The 16,822-nt window shown below is 41.5% G+C and carries 16 protein-coding genes; 15 read left to right on the top strand and 1 reads right to left on the bottom strand.

Annotation, left to right across the window (positions count from 1 at the left end; translation table 11 throughout):
- Positions 1 to 85 precede the first annotated feature (85 nt).
- The 8 genes from IGI44_RS00320 (at position 86) to IGI44_RS00355 (ending at position 8,587) form a co-directional block, all read left to right on the top strand.
- Entirely contained in the window at positions 86 to 1,285 is a 1,200-nt protein-coding gene (locus tag IGI44_RS00320) for a quaternary amine ABC transporter ATP-binding protein (protein WP_438785779.1), read from the top strand.
- Positions 1,278 to 3,002 carry an ABC transporter permease/substrate binding protein gene (locus IGI44_RS00325; RefSeq protein ID WP_438785780.1) on the top strand — a complete coding sequence of 575 codons (1,725 nt, stop codon included), beginning with the start codon at positions 1,278 to 1,280 and terminating at the stop codon, positions 3,000 to 3,002. Before IGI44_RS00320 ends, IGI44_RS00325 begins: the two co-directional genes overlap by 8 nt.
- Positions 3,003 to 3,277: 275 nt before the next feature.
- Positions 3,278 to 5,221, top strand: a complete 1,944-nt coding sequence (locus IGI44_RS00330) for a BglG family transcription antiterminator (RefSeq protein ID WP_438785781.1) — start codon at positions 3,278 to 3,280, stop codon at positions 5,219 to 5,221.
- Positions 5,222 to 5,695 carry a PTS sugar transporter subunit IIA gene (locus tag IGI44_RS00335; RefSeq protein ID WP_438785782.1) on the top strand — a complete coding sequence of 158 codons (474 nt, stop codon included), beginning with the start codon at positions 5,222 to 5,224 and terminating at the stop codon, positions 5,693 to 5,695.
- A 13-nt stretch (positions 5,696 to 5,708) separates the two neighbouring features.
- The gene (locus IGI44_RS00340) at positions 5,709 to 5,993 is read left to right on the top strand and encodes a PTS sugar transporter subunit IIB (RefSeq protein ID WP_438785783.1); all 285 of its coding nucleotides are present in this window, start codon (positions 5,709 to 5,711) and stop codon (positions 5,991 to 5,993) included.
- 39 nt (positions 5,994 to 6,032) lie between these two features.
- Positions 6,033 to 7,406 carry a PTS galactitol transporter subunit IIC gene (locus tag IGI44_RS00345; protein ID WP_216406355.1) on the top strand — a complete coding sequence of 458 codons (1,374 nt, stop codon included), beginning with the start codon at positions 6,033 to 6,035 and terminating at the stop codon, positions 7,404 to 7,406.
- Positions 7,407 to 7,433: 27 nt separating this feature from the next.
- Positions 7,434 to 7,940 (top strand): hypothetical protein, encoded by a 507-nt coding sequence (locus IGI44_RS00350; RefSeq protein ID WP_438785784.1) that lies wholly within the window; start codon positions 7,434 to 7,436, stop codon positions 7,938 to 7,940.
- The gene (locus IGI44_RS00355; protein ID WP_438785785.1) at positions 7,940 to 8,587 is read left to right on the top strand and encodes a class II aldolase/adducin family protein; all 648 of its coding nucleotides are present in this window, start codon (positions 7,940 to 7,942) and stop codon (positions 8,585 to 8,587) included. The genes IGI44_RS00350 and IGI44_RS00355 overlap by 1 nt, the downstream gene beginning before the upstream one ends.
- Before the next feature lie 151 nt (positions 8,588 to 8,738).
- On the opposite strand, the gene IGI44_RS00360 is transcribed toward IGI44_RS00355, so the two are convergent.
- A complete protein-coding gene (locus IGI44_RS00360; RefSeq protein WP_438785786.1) occupies positions 8,739 to 9,770 on the bottom strand; it encodes a zinc-binding dehydrogenase in 1,032 nt (343 codons plus the stop codon).
- 188 nt (positions 9,771 to 9,958) lie between these two features.
- On the opposite strand from IGI44_RS00360, the gene IGI44_RS00365 reads away from it, so the two are divergent.
- The 7 genes from IGI44_RS00365 to IGI44_RS00395 all read left to right on the top strand — a co-directional run bounded on the left by IGI44_RS00365 (position 9,959) and on the right by IGI44_RS00395 (position 16,820).
- Positions 9,959 to 12,100, top strand: a complete 2,142-nt coding sequence (locus IGI44_RS00365) for a BglG family transcription antiterminator (protein WP_438785787.1) — start codon at positions 9,959 to 9,961, stop codon at positions 12,098 to 12,100.
- Positions 12,093 to 12,557 carry a PTS sugar transporter subunit IIA gene (locus IGI44_RS00370; RefSeq protein ID WP_438785788.1) on the top strand — a complete coding sequence of 155 codons (465 nt, stop codon included), beginning with the start codon at positions 12,093 to 12,095 and terminating at the stop codon, positions 12,555 to 12,557. The genes IGI44_RS00365 and IGI44_RS00370 overlap by 8 nt, the downstream gene beginning before the upstream one ends.
- 21 nt (positions 12,558 to 12,578) lie before the next feature.
- Positions 12,579 to 13,991, top strand: a complete 1,413-nt coding sequence (locus IGI44_RS00375; RefSeq protein ID WP_438785789.1) for a PTS galactitol transporter subunit IIC — start codon at positions 12,579 to 12,581, stop codon at positions 13,989 to 13,991.
- Positions 13,984 to 14,262, top strand: a complete 279-nt coding sequence (locus IGI44_RS00380) for a PTS sugar transporter subunit IIB (RefSeq protein WP_016179363.1) — start codon at positions 13,984 to 13,986, stop codon at positions 14,260 to 14,262. Before IGI44_RS00375 ends, IGI44_RS00380 begins: the two co-directional genes overlap by 8 nt.
- A gap of 71 nt (positions 14,263 to 14,333) precedes the next feature.
- Entirely contained in the window at positions 14,334 to 15,071 is a 738-nt protein-coding gene (locus IGI44_RS00385; protein ID WP_438785790.1) for an SDR family NAD(P)-dependent oxidoreductase, read from the top strand.
- A gap of 9 nt (positions 15,072 to 15,080) precedes the next feature.
- A complete protein-coding gene (locus IGI44_RS00390; protein ID WP_438785791.1) occupies positions 15,081 to 15,353 on the top strand; it encodes a hypothetical protein in 273 nt (90 codons plus the stop codon).
- A gap of 510 nt (positions 15,354 to 15,863) precedes the next feature.
- Positions 15,864 to 16,820 (top strand): sugar-binding transcriptional regulator, encoded by a 957-nt coding sequence (locus IGI44_RS00395; RefSeq protein ID WP_438785792.1) that lies wholly within the window; start codon positions 15,864 to 15,866, stop codon positions 16,818 to 16,820.
- The last annotated feature ends 2 nt before the right edge of the window (positions 16,821 to 16,822 follow it).

The following is a 16,822-nucleotide window of genomic DNA, read 5'->3' on the forward strand; positions in this document are numbered from 1 at the left end:
TTACTGAAAATTTTCTGCATCTTCTTTGACAAAGTGACCACATGGTGTTAGTGTAGTATGGTCACTTTTTAAAGGAGGATATTTTTTGAGTAAAGTTAAGGTAGAACATCTGACTAAAATATTTGGTAAGAAGCAGCAACAAGCACTTGCGATGATTAAAGAGAACCGCGACAAGAATGAAATCGTGGCGCAAACAGGTGCAACGGTTGGTGTATATGACGCAAGTTTTGAAGTCGAAGAAGGAGAAATTTTTGTCATAATGGGACTTTCCGGCAGCGGAAAATCGACAATGATTCGTTTATTAAATCGACTGATCGATCCAACTTCTGGTGAGATCTATATCGATGGAGAAAATATTGCCCAAATGGACAAGGAAGCACTGCGGGAAGTGCGTCGCCATAAAATCAATATGGTCTTTCAAAATTTTGGCCTATTTCCTCATCGAACGATTTTAGAAAATACAGAATATGGCCTGGAAGTGCGAGGTGTGCCAAAAGCTGAACGCCAAGCATTGGCTGAACAAGCATTAGACAATTCGGGGTTATTGACCTTTAAGGCCCAATATCCAAATCAATTATCCGGTGGGATGCAACAGCGGGTCGGCTTGGCGCGGGCTTTAGCCAATGATCCAGAAATTTTATTGATGGATGAAGCCTTCTCAGCATTGGACCCATTGATTCGTCGGGAAATGCAGGATGAATTGTTGGATTTACAAGCCAACGTGCAAAAAACGATTATTTTTATCACCCACGATTTAAATGAAGCGTTACGGATTGGGGATCGGATTGCCTTGATGAAGGATGGTCAAATCATGCAGATCGGTACTGGAGAAGAAATTCTGACCCACCCCGCCAATCAATATGTTCGTGATTTTGTGGAAGACGTGGATCGCTCGAAGGTTCTCACGGCACAAAACATCATGGTGCCAGCTTTGACGACCAATATCGAAGTTGATGGCCCGAATGTTGCCTTGAACCGGATGCGTAAAGAAGAAGTCAGCATGCTGTTAGCTGTTGACCGCAAGCGTAAGTTGAAGGGCAGCTTAACAGCGGATAAGGCACGAGAAGCACGTAAAAATAATTTAGAGCTGAAAGAGGTCATTGATAAAAATGTCCGCCGCATACCGAAAGATATGCTGGTCACCGATATTTTCAATCTGATTTTTGATTCGCCGGCACCACTGGCTGTTGTTGAAGGCGACCGTTTAGTTGGCGTCGTTATTCGCGGTAGTGTGCTAGAGGCGTTAGCAGATACCGAAACAGAAGAGGAGGTTGCACATGCTTAATATCTTACAACAAGCCTTGCCTGTTGCAGATTGGGTCGAAGGCTTTACAGACTGGCTGACAGGAACCTTCGCGGGACTGTTCTCAGCCTTGCAGCATGCCGGACAATTTTTGATGGATGGGATGACTAATCTGTTGACGATGATTCCGCCGTTACTATTGATTCTCGTTTTGACAGTTGCCGCATTCTTCATCTCCAATAAGAAATGGGGACTGACGAGTTTTACATTGATCGGATTGCTCTTTATTTACAATCAAGGGTTATGGATTGATTTGATGAGTACCGTCACTTTAGTCCTTTTATCTAGTTTGTTATCCATTATCATTGGGGTACCATTAGGGATCTTGATGGCAAAAAACGAAACAGCGAAAAAGATCATTACACCAATTCTGGACTTTATGCAGACGATGCCTGGATTTGTGTATTTGATCCCAGCCGTTGCTTTCTTCGGGATTGGAATGGTTCCCGGAGTATTTGCTTCCGTGATTTTCGCTTTGCCGCCAACCGTACGTTTTACCAATTTAGGAATTCGTCAAATTCCCAAAGAGTTGGTGGAAGCTTCTGATTCATTTGGTGGAACTGCGAAACAAAAATTATTTAAATTGGAATTACCATTAGCCAAAAGTACAATTTTAGCAGGGATCAATCAAACAACGATGCTTGCTTTGTCCATGGTCGTGATCGCCTCTATGATCGGAGCTCCCGGTCTAGGTCGTGGCGTCTTGTCTGCCTTACAACGGGCGCAAGTTGGTAATGGGTTTGTGAATGGTCTGGCTTTAGTAATTCTGGCGATCATCATTGACCGCTTTACGCAAAACATCAATAAGCCAAAACAACAGGCGGCTGAAAAAATGCCGAAAACCAAAAAACGTAAAATTGGAATTGCGGCAGGTGTCGTAGCAGCAATTGTTCTGTTGGCTTCTTTTGGGTTCGGCGGAGCATCTAACGAAAACAAAGGTACGATCAATCTGACTTATGTGGAATGGGATACCGAAGTGGCTTCTACCCATGTTGTCGGGGAAGTTCTGAAAGAAATGGGCTACAACGTCAACATGACGCCATTAGATAATGCAATCATGTGGGAATCTGTCGCCAAAGGTGAATCTGATGCGATGGTGGCTGCTTGGCTGCCAAATACCCACAAGTCTCAATTTGCTCAATACAAAGATCAAGTCGATGATCTAGGCGTCAATTTGAAGGGTGCCAAAGTCGGGATCGTTGTTCCTGATTATATGGATATCAATTCGATTGAAGAGTTGAGCGATCAAGCCAATAAAACGATCACTGGGATCGAGCCTGGTGCCGGTGTAGTGAATGCAGCAGAAAATACGCTGAAGGCTTATCCGAACTTAGCCGATTGGAAGGTTTCTACCTCATCGTCAGGTGCGATGACCGTAGCACTTGGTCAAGCGATCAAGAAGAAGCAGCCAATCGTAATCACTGGGTGGTCACCACATTGGATGTTTGCGAAATACGGATTGAAATATTTAGAAGATCCGAAAAATGCGATGGGCAGTGCAGAATCGATCCATACAATGGCACGCAAGGGTTTGAAAGACGATCAGCCTGAAGCTTACAAAGTATTGGACAACTTCCATTGGGACCAAAAGGACATGGAGAGTGTCATGCTGGCAATCAATGAAGGCAAAGTTCCTTCACAAGCAGCTAAAGATTGGATCAAAGAGCACCAAAAAGAAGTCGATGAATGGAAAAAATAGTATGAAAAATTGCTGATCTTAGGGATCAGCAATTTTTTTGTCTAAAATATCTGCTAACTCGATGGGAAGAATTTCATAAATATTTTCAAAAGGGAATGATTCTTATTAATTAAAGTTTTCATCATTAATGATGAAAAAAGGATGTCTTTTAACTAAGCGAAAAATTTACTATGATGAATATAAGGGATGGTGAAGCTGTCAGTTTCTTTGTTTGCTATCTGTTTAAGCTGAAGGCGAGGGAATGGGTCCTTAAAAGTGTACAAGGAGGTGAGAAAATGGAAAAAAGTATGCGACGTCGCAATCAATTATTGTCCCTGCTCCTTTCTGAAACCGATTACAAAACAACCAATTATTTTAGTGAGAAGCTGGAGGTTTCTACTAGAACTATTTTGAATGATGTGAATTTTTTGAATCAGGAGCTAGTTAAAAAAGAGATCGAGATCGTAAAGGTACCACGGCATGGAATCAAGTTGGTGGGGACCAAAGGGACAGTCAGCCAAATCGGTGATCTGGCGATCGAAAATGATGGGGAGATTTATGATGTTTTAGGAAGAAGAGAAGCGATTTTTCGAGAATTATTTATGCATTCTGAGGGTCAGTTACTTGAAGAGCTGGAAAATACGTTTTTTATTTCCGATTCTACATTAAAGAAGGACTTGGATTATCTTCAGCGCTATCTCAGGCATTTTGATGTGAAAATTTCTCAAAATCGGCGAAATGTTTTGCTTATTGGTGCGGAACCCGATGTGCAACAAGCCTATCAAAACTTTTTGATGACTAAATTTCCAGATACTTTGTTGGTAAATAATGATGAGCTATTGCTTCAATTAGAGAATTATTTTCCACCGCCAAAGATTCAACTGGTCAAGGAGACCTTAGAAAAATTTTCAGACATGTTCTACAGCGATATTTCAAATAAATATTTTTCAGCAATTTTTCTTACTTTTTTATGTTTACTTACGCGTGCAGAGCAAGGCTGTCATATGACGATCGAAGAGAAGAAGAAAAACGAATTGGAGGATTTGGCACTTTATACTCAGACCTATGAAATCTGTGCCTTCATTTCTGCTAATAGTGCGATCGAACTTTGGTATCCTGACATTTATCATTTATCTGAAACGTTATACGCCATGAATATCAAGCCTTTTTACAAATCAAGCAAACAGTACAGCGACTGTTATCAAGAAGCAGTGGAAGAACTAATGGCGGATCTGGGCAATCTATTGAATATCGATTTTTCTGGTGATCAAGAATTGCACGAATCGTTGATGAGCCACATTGTCCCAATGATTTATCGTCTGCGTCGCAATATTCTCATCAAGAATCCTTTTATGGAGGAAATCAAAAACCGCTATTTATTGTTGTATTCAATGATGTGTTATGCCACTAGTAGTTTAGCTCAACGCTTTTCAATCGAGATAACGGGAGATGAGATATCTTTTTTAGTGATTTATTTCCAAGTGTCATTGGAACGGAAATATGGTGTGAGTTTCCGCAATATCTATGTCGTTCTTTCCCGCGGGTTGATTACCAGTGATTTGATCTATACAAAAATTCGCCGAATCATTCCCCACACCGACAAAGTGATCCAATTAACCACGAAGGAATTCGAACAGGTATCGTTGAATTCGCGTGATGTCGTAGTGACAACTGATTCAAATGTAAAGGCAAGGAATGTCGTGCACATTTCTCCTATGATCAAAGATGAGGAAATCAGTCGAATTGTCCATACCTACTATAAACGGTACCATGCAACGGCAAGGGAGAAATCGCAGGTGCAGCACCAGTGGATCAATCCCGAACTTGTTTTTCTGCGAAAACGGGTTGAGAACAAAGAAGAATGTTTAAATTTCATGATTCAAAAATATCAAGAGCTTGGAATCGCGAAAGAAAAATTTGGGGAGTCTGTTTGGGTTAGGGAAAAATTAGGTGATACTAGTTTTTCTGTCAGTGTAGCGATTCCCCATGCGGACCCAAGTGAGGTCAATCAAACATCGATTGGAATCATGACTTTAGATAAAAAGATCAACTGGGGAATCAATAACGTCAATGTCATTTTATTTTTTGCAATTTCAGATACGGATATTAATGCAGCGAAGAGTAAGATTACAGGATTGCTTGAATTCATCGAGAAGGAGGAGAATGTAGCGCAGTTGATTCAAGTGACAGATAAACAGACACTTTTGGAATTAGTGATGGGGGAAGGGAGTGCAATCTAGGTGGCTGACTTTTGGGATGAAATGTATCTAGATGAACATTTGGTAGATTTGGATATAGATGCGTCAGATAATTTTTCAGCTTTGGCGGCGTTGGCAGGTTGCCTTGAAAAAAATCAGTGTGTTAATAAAGAATTCAGTCAGGCAATTCAAGAGCGTGAAAAAGAATTTTCGACCGGCCTGCCGTTAGAACATATCGGGGTAGCGATCCCGCATACGGATTCGGAATATGTTTTCAAGCAATCGATGGCGATCGGTATTCTGAAGAATCCAGTGATGTTTGAAATGATGGGTTCGCCGGAGGTTTTAGTACCAGTAAAGATCATGTTTATGCTAGCAATCAAGGAGCCTAAAAAACAATTAGAATTTCTTCAAGCATTGATTGATATGTTTCAAGAAGATGAAAAGGTCTTAGCAATTATCCAAGCAAAAACGGCAGCGGAAGCCGTCAAAAAAATGAAGCAGAATTTAAATTAAGGACGTGGGAAAAATGAAAAATATTTTATTGGCATGCGGTTCAGGCATTGCGACATCGACAGCGGTAAATGGAAAAATTTCAAAGATTTTAGATGAGAATGGATACAAAGGAAAGTACAAGATTACGCAATGCAAGATTTCAGAAGCACCTAACAAGGCGTCAAACTATGATTTCTTGATTTCCACGACAGTGATACCAAAGGACCTGGACTGTGAATCTGTATCAGGTGTGTGCTTTTTAACGGGTGTTAATACAAAACCGACAATCGATCGAATCATTGAGTTGATGGAGATGTAAGCAACAGTCAAGAATAGGAAAAAAGAGGGGGAATAATCCATGGATGCTATCATCAAAGTGTTTCAATTTATTCAGGGGTTGGGTGTATCCGTTGTCATGCCAATTGTTATCTTCATTATTGGTTGCGCTTTCAGAACAGGTGTTGGGAAGAGTCTTCGGGCAGGTCTGACAGTCGGAGTAGGTTTTATTGGTTTGAATTTGGTCATCAACTCTTTATTAGGGACCAGTCTTTCACCGGCTGTACAAGCAATGGTTGATCGCTATGGTTTGAGTCTCTCGACAATTGATGTGGGGTGGCCGGCTTCTGCGGCGATCGCTATGGGATCCACAGTGGGATTGATCATCATTCCGTTGGGATTATTGGTAAATATTGTGATGCTGCTGACAAATACAACGCAAACGGTTGACGTAGATATTTGGGATTATTGGCATTTTGCATTTACAGGAGCTCTAGTGGCGATCATTACTGATACGTTATGGTTAGGAATCATTGCAGCAGTGGTGAACATGGTAATTATTATGGTTTTGGGAGACGTTACCGCTCCAGAGGTAGAAAAATCACTAGATCTGCCGGGTGTTTCATTGCCCCATGGCTTCACGACAGCCTATGCGCCGATCGCGATGGTCATCAATAAACTGATCGACATGATTCCAGGGGTAAGAGATATCAATATCAATATGGACACAGTTCAAAGAAGATTTGGTGTCTTTGGCGAACCGATCTTAGTGGGAACCTTCTTAGGAATCATTATTGGGATCATCGCAGGCTATGATGTGACACAGGTCTTGACTCTCGGGGTTTCATTAGGCGCTGTTTTAGTCTTGATTCCTAAGATGGCTGCGTTGTTAATGGAAGGCTTGATCCCAATTAGTGATGCCGCCAGCGACTTTATTCAAGGAAGATTCCAAAATCGCGGGAAAATTTATATCGGTTTAGATTCTGCTGTTGGTGTAGGACACCCCGTAACATTAGCAATTTCATTTATCTTGGTTCCATTATTGATTTTCTTGGCGGTGGTTTTACCAGGAAATACCGTGATGCCATTTGCTGATTTAGCAGTTATTCCATGGATGTTCGTATTAATCACACCAATCGTAAAAGAAAATGGGTTTAGAGGTCTAATCGTGGGATTAATCGTCTTAGTTTTCGGCTTGTGGATCGCTACCGATTTAGCACCGATGATTACGACGGCTGCGAACAATGTGAATTTCCAAATGCCAGAGGGTGCTTCGCAAATTTCATCTATCTGTGATGGTGCCAACCCATTGACTTGGGCCTTAGTCCGCTTAAATGGTCTGGGCTATATTGGTACCGGAGTTGGAGCAGTTATTGCAGCGGCGATGGCGATTTGGAACCGTAATCGGATCAAAAAAGAAGCCTCTCAACTTCATGATGGGGGAGAAGCTGCTTAATTCTTTTGTATGAAGGAGGAAGAACAAGTGAAACGGTTTGAGTATGATAAAACGTTATATTTTATCGATGTCCCTGTTACAGGAGTAGTCTCATTGATTGTTTTCCTCATTGCTCTTGCTTCAATTATCACTAATCGAATACCAGCATTGATGTTCTTAGTCGGCATTGTAGCTTTTTACAGCTTTTGGAACGCGCTTGTGGCAAAAGTAACGCCAAAGGAAGTCTATGTGGACGGCGATATGTTGACGTTACGTTCCTTTAACCGTAAAGATGCGTACAATTTGGCTCAGCTAAAAAGCTTTAAAATTCGCGAGTTTCCAACGGCTGGAAAAATGTTTTTACGGATGGATGGCGGCGGAATAGTGAAAGGGCGCTATTGGCTGAATACGAAAAATTACACTGACGGGCAGGAGCTGTTTCGATTATTACTGGATATGGAATATGAGAAACATCCGGAATCTTTGAAGGCACGTGCCAGAAGAGTGAACACAGCGTATAATACGCAAGTCAAAAAGAAAAAAGAGGCCAGCTGATGTTAGAAAAAGAGAAAGCAGAAATTATTGCAGCGGGAATCAAGTTGGATCGCTACGGACTGATTTCGTTGTCCGGCGGCAATGTGAGTCTGCGGGTCGATGAAGATACCTTATTGGTGACCCCTAGTGGGATGATGTATGAAGAAATGGTGCCAGACGATGTTTTGGTGCTGACGCTTGATGGAAATATCATTGAAGGAACGCGTCGGCCTAGTGTTGATACGATCGCGATTCGTTATATTTTTCAACAGATGCCTGCGGTCAATTCAGTGATCCATACACATCAACCTTACGCAACTGGGATTGGTCTAGTGGTGGACCGGATTGATTGCGATGTGACAACACTTGCTAACACCGCAAAAGGTCCAGTTAATGTAGCGCCCTATAGCTCGGCTGCTAGTATTGATATGGGCTATGCGGTAGTGGAGCATATCGGTGATCAATTGGCCGTTGTGCTGAAAAACCACGGCGTCGTGACAGTCGGCAAAAGCTTGAAGGAAGCCTTGTATGCTGCTGTCTATTTAGAGGAAGCTGCGAAAACATTGTCTATCGCGCATTCCTATGGCGGGAAAATCTCGAAGCTGAATGACGAGCAGATTCAAACGGCGGTTGAAGTCTTTAAAGACTATGGTCAGGTGAAGAGTTAAGGCATCAATTTTTGACAGGATAATTAGGATGTTAGATTGAACAAATTATCAGAAAACTTTTTTGTAAGCTGTCTGCCGAATTTCGGCAGACAGTTTTTGTATCAACCAAATCGCTACTTAATAAATAAGATAAGAAAAAAAATTGTTAGGATTACTCAGGCTTCAGCAGCACCTTCAATTCCTCCCCATTCATCGCTAATTTAAACGCTTCTTCCCATTGGTCTAAAGGCAGGATCTTGGTAATCAACGGAGAAAGATTCACGTTTGACGTTTCCAGCCATTCCAGTGATTTGTGCCATGAGCTGGGCTTTTGGGTCCGCGAGCCGATCAATTGAATCTCTTTATTTAATAGCAGACTCATGTCGATTGGCACAGGATTTTTTGCGAACAGTCCTTCTTGAATCACTGTTCCTTTTTTCTTAACGATTTCCAGCGCCTGCTGCAACGCTTGCGGGCTGCCAGAACATTCAAAGACTTGATCGAAGCCCAAATCATTGGTGGTTTTATTGACGAGGGCGGATAAATCTTCTGTCTGGCTGTCTATAGTGTGAAGGATGCCGAGCTCCTGAGCTTTTGCCAAACGATGGGTATCTTTTGTGATGCCGATAAGCGTAACTTCAGCCCCAAATGATTTTACAACTAACGCGAGTAAAACACCGATGGGTCCTGGGCCAAAGACTGCGATTTTTTCCGTTGCTTTGATCGTCGTTTTTTCCATTGCGGCATGAATGCAACAAGCGAGTGGCTCCAATAGTGCGGCGATTTCATCCGGCAGTGCGTCCGGCAGATGATGACAGCGGTCGGCTTTTGCTGAAACAAACGTTGCGAAACTTCCATTTACTTGTGTCCCCAGTCCTTTTCGCTGGCTGCAAAGATTGAATTCTTTGTTTAAGCAGTGTGGACAAATTTCACAAACTTCATAGGTTGTCTCACTGACTACTCGATCACCGATGGAGAAGTTTGTTACTTTATTTCCTTTTTCATAAACTATACCAATAAACTCATGGCCGAGTGTTAATGGTATTTTCTTGTTATATTCTCCTTTTAAAGCATGGATGTCTGATCCACAAATCCCACTATATACTACTTTAACTATAATTTCGTCACATTTAGGAGAAGGGGCGTCTATATTACATAATTCTACATGTCCAAAACCAGCTGATAATTTTCTTAATGCTTTCAATTTAACATCCTCCTTGACTGTTTGTTTGTTTGAAATTGTTATTAAAAAGAGTTCTATTATTTGTATGCCAAGCCTATCATAAAAGCTTAGCAGCCATCTATCACAATTCTTTTGAGAAATGAACAAAAAGGATTGGTCTTGTGAAATAATAGGAGGCAGATACAATTAAAGGTGTAGAGGTGATAGTGATGAACAGAAGAATCAATAAAATTTTATTGGATATTTTGCATGAAAAAGAAGACTCATTGGCGAATTATGCCAAGTTGTTCAATGTCTCCGAACAGACGATCCGCAACGACATTAAAGAGATCAACTTTCAATTGGAAAGCAATAATGGAAATAGAGCGATTTATTTGGAAGATGGATTTTTACAAATACCAAAGGAGGTTGATTTAAAGGAATTATTCAAAACGTATGCGTCTTTCCAACACTATCATTTAACTCTCGATGAAAGACGGACGATTCTAGCATTGCTTCTGGTCACCAGTCGTGATTATGTGACGACGTACTATCTCTCTGAATACCTCTTAGTTAGCCGCAACACATTAGTTAGCGATATTGAAGCGTTGAAAAAATGGTTTGTCAAAAATAATTTGGTCCTGCTTTCTCATATCGGAAAAGGCTACAAGGTGGCAGGGGCTGAGGTCGATATCCGCTCTGCGATGACTAAGTTAGTGATTTTTAATGGCTTGTTCGATTATGGCTATGACTACGCCATGGGTTGGGAGAATAATATTTTCCAAAACCTTTTGCTGGAAATTATTGATCCAGACACCCGCTATCAAGAAGTGAGCCAATTGTTAATGGAAGCAGAAAAAGAAGAACAACTGCAATTATCTGATTTTTCCTATCAAGAAGTGATCTGCTATTTAATTATTATGATTGAGCGCATTAAAGTGGACCATTTTATTGAAGCTTCTGATGTTATAGAGGATATCCGAGAGAGTTCAAAGTCCAGTTTTGCACAAACGATCTTGAAAAAGATTGAGGACTGTTTCGCTATCACCACAACTACTGGAGAACTGGATTATTTGATTTCTGTGCTGCGCAGGAAGAGTTACATCAAAAATAATGGACGTAAAATTAATTCAATCGAGATACAAATTTTAATCAATGAGTTCATCTTCAATTTAGCGAAAGAAATGGATATCAAGTATTACTTGAACAGTGATCTTTTTGACTTATTGGAAAATCATTTGAAGTTGATGATCTATCGGCTTTCCTTAAAGGACAGTATTGTCAATGTGCTGTTTGATGAGATTTATCAATCGTATCCAGAAATGTTTGAAATTGTTAAACGCAATTTGAGTAAAATCGAGGCTTATTTAGAAGTTGACATTCAGCAAAATGAGCTTTCTTTTATCGTCATGTATGTGATGGCTATCGTAGAAAACAGCAGTCATACGCAAACAAAAGGACAGATTCGCTTACGCATAGTGTGCAATTCCGGTAGTGGGACGGCTCAGTTGATTAAAGTGAAATTATTGTCAGCGTTCCCACAGATTGAGGTCGTTTCAGTAGACTCTTCTCATGTATTGCAAAAGATTCAGCCAGAGGACCAAGATTTGATTGTCACGACGGTTCCGCTACAGTTTGATCATTCTCCAGTTGTTCTTGTGAATCCCATTCTGACGGAACAAGATATTATCCGCATTCAAAAAGTTTTATATAAAATCAAGCCGCGTCACTTTATTGATCAAGAATATTTGATCACGAAGGAAGAAGCGATGATTGAAGACTTTTTACCAATCATTCAGAAGTATCTCGACGCTGGGGAGTATCAAAATTTTTTAGGTGATCTTGAAGCTTTCAATCAATTGAATGAACGGCTTTCAACAGAAACACAAGAAATTAGTCGATTAACATCGATTGTCACCCTTGATCGTATCCGATTGGATCAGACATGCAGTACGTGGCAAGAAGCGGTGACCAATGCGGGAGATCTGTTGTTAAGAGATGGGCTGATCACTCAAGAATATATTGAAGCGATGATTCAAATGGTGGTGGAATACGATTCTTATATCGTGATTTCACCGGGAGTGGCGATTCCCCATGCGGAGTTTTCACATGGTGCAAAGAAAATCGGTGCCAGTTTTGTTCGGTTGGCAGAGCCAGTTTCCTTTAATCATCAGAAAAATGATCCGGTAAAATATGTCATTGCTTTCTCTTTACCGGAGGGAGTCTCGATCGGCACTTGTTTGTACTATTTTACAGAGATTCTAGCAACAGAAAATTTCTTATCCGTGATGGATCAATGCCGATCGGAAGAAGCGGTCATGAACCAGTTAAGAAAATTAGAAGATAAAGTGATGGGGTTTCCTTATGAATAAACTACTGAGAAAAGAAAACCAAAAATTTTTGTATTATTCCTTCGATGAGGAGGAGCAAGAGGCGCTGCTGGCTAAAATGAGTGAAGTGTTGATTGAGGCGGGTTTCGTTCATGAGAGCTATCAAAAAGCCGTCATCGAACGGGAACGTGTTTTTCCTACTGGACTACCGACAAAAGGGATCAGTGTCGCAATCCCTCATACGGATTCGATCCACGTTAAAAAAGCGGGCTTTTTAGTGGGCGTATTAGAAAAACCGGTGACTTTTGAAATGATGGCCAGCAAGGATGTTTTTTTGGACGTTGAACTTATTTTTATGCTGGCTATCAAACAGCCGGAAGACCAATTAGTCATGCTGCAAAAGCTAATGTTGTTATGTCAGGACGAGCAAAACTTACAGTTACTTAAGGCAAAAGAGCAGGTTGTTGAGGTGGAGCAATTATTGAAAACCATTCAGTGATAAGAACAAGGAGGAGAAAAAATGTTAGATATGCTTAAGGCGGGAGTTAATTATATCTTGGATCTTGGTGCGGCTGCGATGCTGCCGATCATCCTGACCATTTTCGGTTTGATCTTAGGACAGAAACTAAGTAAGTCTTTTCGCGCAGGGTTGACGGTAGGGATTGGTTTTACCGGATTGAATCTAGTTATTGGTTTGTTGTCAGATTCCATCGGGAAATCCTCTCAGGCGATGATTGAACGTTTAGGGCTGCAATTGGATATTTTAGATGTTGGATGGCCGATTGGTGCAGCGATCACCTTTGCCACACCGATTGCAGTGATTTTGATTCCAGTTATCTTTATTTTTAATATTATTCTACTGCGTTTCAATCTGACCAAAACAATGGACGTGGATTTATGGAATTATTGGCACTTAATTTTTCCAGGGGCGATGATTTATTATGCGACAAACTCGATTTGGATCGCGATTGTTTGCTCCTTGATTAATACCTTCATTATTTTCAAACTAGCCGATTGGACAGCACCGGCGGTGGAGCATTTCTTCGGATTGCCGGGAATTTCGTTGCCTCATGGAGAGACGGTCAACTTTGCGCCCCTGACTTACGCGTTGAATCGTGTATGGGATAAAATTCCTGGCATCAACAAAATTGACATCAACGCGAAAAATCTAAAAGAACGTTTAGGGATTTTTGGGGAACCGATGATGATCGGATTGGTACTAGGTGTTGGTATGGGCTTGCTGGCAGGCTACTCTTCTCAAGAGATCATTCAACTAGGGGTGCAAACATCTGCGGTAATGATTTTGATGCCGAGAATGGTGGCTTTACTGATGGAAGGTTTGGCACCAATCGCGGAAGGTGCGAAAACCTTTATCCAAAAACGCTTCCCAGGAAAAGAGGTTTATATCGGGTTAGATGCGGCAGTTGTGACGGCTCACCCAGCGATTATTACCGTGGCATTATTAATGGTACCAATCACGATTTTGTTAGCGGCAGTTCTACCGTTCAATCGATTATTACCATTTGCTGATTTAGCGGTATTGCCATTTACTGTGATTTGGTCTGTGGCAGCTTCAAAGGGCAATATTTTTAGAGGCTTGCTGAATTCGATCGCATCGATTTGTATCGTCTTATTCATCGCGACGAATTTAGGCGCGTTGACAACGACCATGGCTCATGCGGTAGGTTTTGCCTTCCCAGAAGGAGCGACGATGATCTCAGGAATCGACATGAGCTCCCATATTACCTTATGGATTATGCTGAAATTGATTGATCCATCAAATTTGCCAGCCTTTATGGCAGGGGCCATCGCCCTAGTAATGTACGGTGCGCTATGGTTCTGGACGCGGAATGATATCAAAAAGCAATATGGAATCCCAACAGGAAAAGATGATCCAGACAATACAGTTAAAGGAGCCGAGATAAATGAATAAAAAACATATCCTAATCGCTTGTGGAACAGGTGTTGCCACATCAACAGTTGTATGCATGCGCGTAAAAGAAGAGTTGGAAAAAAACAATATCCCCGCAACGGTTGAACAATGCAAAGTAGCTGAGTTGCCGTCAAAGATCCATGGGGCTGATTTAGTCGTAACCACAACGGCCTATGAAAGTGACGATATTCCTGTGATTCGGGCTTTATCCTTTTTAACAGGTGTGGGGATCGAAGCAGATGTGCAAAAAATCGTCGATATTTTAAGCTGAAGCTGGCAACATCCGACAGAGCCATTCTTCTACAAATAAAACTAACACTAAAATGAAAAAGGAGCAGTCCTATGAAAGGTAAAGTTGCGGTAGTCACGGGAGCAGCTAAGGGAATTGGGAAGGCGATCGCGAGAAAATTTGCAGAAGCTGGGGCATATACAGTGATCTTGGACTTTGACCAAATCAGCGGGGAACAAACCGCGGCTGAATTTTCTCAAGCCTTCGCCGAGTCACGCTTTATTAAAACAGATGTTTCAGATCCAGATTCATTGCAGGTAGCAAGTGAGCAGGTTTGGGCGCACTTTCAGCGGATAGATGTTTTAGTGATCAATGCGGGGATCAGTTATTTGCATTCGATAAAGGAAATTTCGATCGAGGAGTGGCAGCGGGTGTTACGCATTAATTTGGATGGCTCCTTCTATACACTGAAGGCTTTTTATGAACATTTCTCAGACAATCAAGGGAAGATCATCTTCATTACCTCCGGTTCAGCTATCACTGGAACTGGTGGTGGTATGCACTATGCCTCTTCAAAAGCGGGGCAGCATGGCTTGATGCGCGCCGCGTCGAAAGAATTTGGGCCGCGGGGGATCAATGTGAATGCCATTGCGCCACGGGTGATTCAGACGGATATATTAGATACGCTTTATCCTGATGAGGCGAGTCGCGAGGAATTGCTGAAGAAGATTCCGATTCAGCGCATTGGTCAACCAGAAGACATCGCCAATCTGGCATTGTTTTTGGCAAGTCCTGAGAGTTCCTATATTCATGGACAGATTATTTTGGCAGACGGTGGTCGAACCTATTAAGGAGACAATATGAAAAATATTTTAGTTGTAACAGGTACCTCAGAAAATAAACGAAACTTTGCAGTCAATTATATTGAGTCCTTTATGAAGGACCAGGGAGTCGCAGTACGTGTTGAAGGAAAAAGTATTTACGATGTAACGGAAGTAACAGAAGAGACTTCTGCGATCGTAGCGATCGGTCAGCCGCAATTTACGACGACGATTCCGGTTATTGATGGCACGCCCTTCATTACAAAATTTAATATGGATGCCTGCTGTCAACAAGTACTTGAAAGCATTTAAGAGGCGTATTTTTGTTCTTTCATGATTAATGATGAAAAAAGGTTGTCTTTTAACTAGGATAGCTATCAATTATGATAAGGATGAGAAGGAGAGCTAGGACTTCCATAAGAGAAAAAGGCGTATGCTTACAGCGACTGACTTCTTAGAGAGTGAATGCTGATAATCAAAATGTAAGTCAGTTCTTAGTGTGTATTAGAAATAAGTCATAGTGAAAATCCTCCTTATTGGTCTGCAGTAATCCAATAATTTATGGTTTTCACTATGAATTTTTTTATCTGCTATCAGCTAAATGCTCGTATCAAGGAGTTTGTGAATAGCCGTAACATTTGTTACGGAAATCGCTTCGTTGGAACATTTTATAAAGATGGGCTTGTGAAGAAAAACATTTGTTGAAAGCGTTGACTCTTAGAGTAAAGGCTCTTATGATGACAGTGTGACATATGTTAAATATAGGAACATATGATAATAACTAGACGTTACTAAGAGAGATTCGCTTAGGAGGAAATAGAAATGAGTTATTCCGATGATGCACGACTATTGACGGAGATCGCTTCGATGTATTACGAAGAAGGAGCCAAGCAATCAGAGGTGGCAAAAAAATTCAATATCAGTCGCTCACTAGTCTCTAAGTATTTAGCGAAGGCGCGTTCCTTAGGATTGGTAGAAATTATTATACATGATGATCTGGTTCATCCTTATCGTTTGTTAGAGGAGAAGTTGATTGAGAAATTTGGGCTGACTGAGGTGATTTGTATCGCCCCGGCAGCAGCTGAAATGTTGAATAAACGAATTGGCATTGCGGCTGGAAAATATCTCTCTCGCATTTTAAAAGGAGACGAAACGATCGGTGTTTCTGCTGGGATGGTCGTTCATGAGGCGGCACAAAATTTCTTGCCGAAAAATCAAATGGAAAATATCCGTTTTATCCCATTAGTTGGTGGTTTAGGTCAAGAACATACCGCACTTCAGGCTAACGTGGTCTGCGAAATATTTGCCCGTAAGAGCGGCGGATCGGTATTGGAGCTGCATGCACCGATCACCGTGGATTCAGCTGAAGCGAAAAAGGTATTCATGGCACAGTCCTTTATCAAAAATGTTTTTGACAAAGGAAAAAAAGCAGATATTGCCTTAGTCGGGATCGGCGGGTTGCCTGCCTATTCCACGATGACCAAAGCGTATTTGCCGAATGAAGAGGTGCCCTTAAGAAAGGAATTATCTGCTGGGAATGTCTCAGGAGATATTTGTTACAACTTTATTGATGAGGAGGGCGAGCTTACAGATTGTACGTGGAATGATCGTGTGTTAGCGATCAGCTTGGCGGAATTGAAGCAGATTCCAAAGCGGATCGGTGTATCTGGCGGCAAGGAAAAAGTCAGCGGGATTCGCGCAGCGTTAAAAGGAAAGCTGGTCAATGTGTTGATCACCGATGAAGAGACAGCGAAAACGTTACTAGACGAAGATAAATAAAA

The sequence above is a fragment of the Enterococcus sp. DIV0756 genome, assembly GCF_051710745.1.
Classification (GTDB): Bacteria; Bacillota; Bacilli; order Lactobacillales; family Enterococcaceae; genus Enterococcus_A.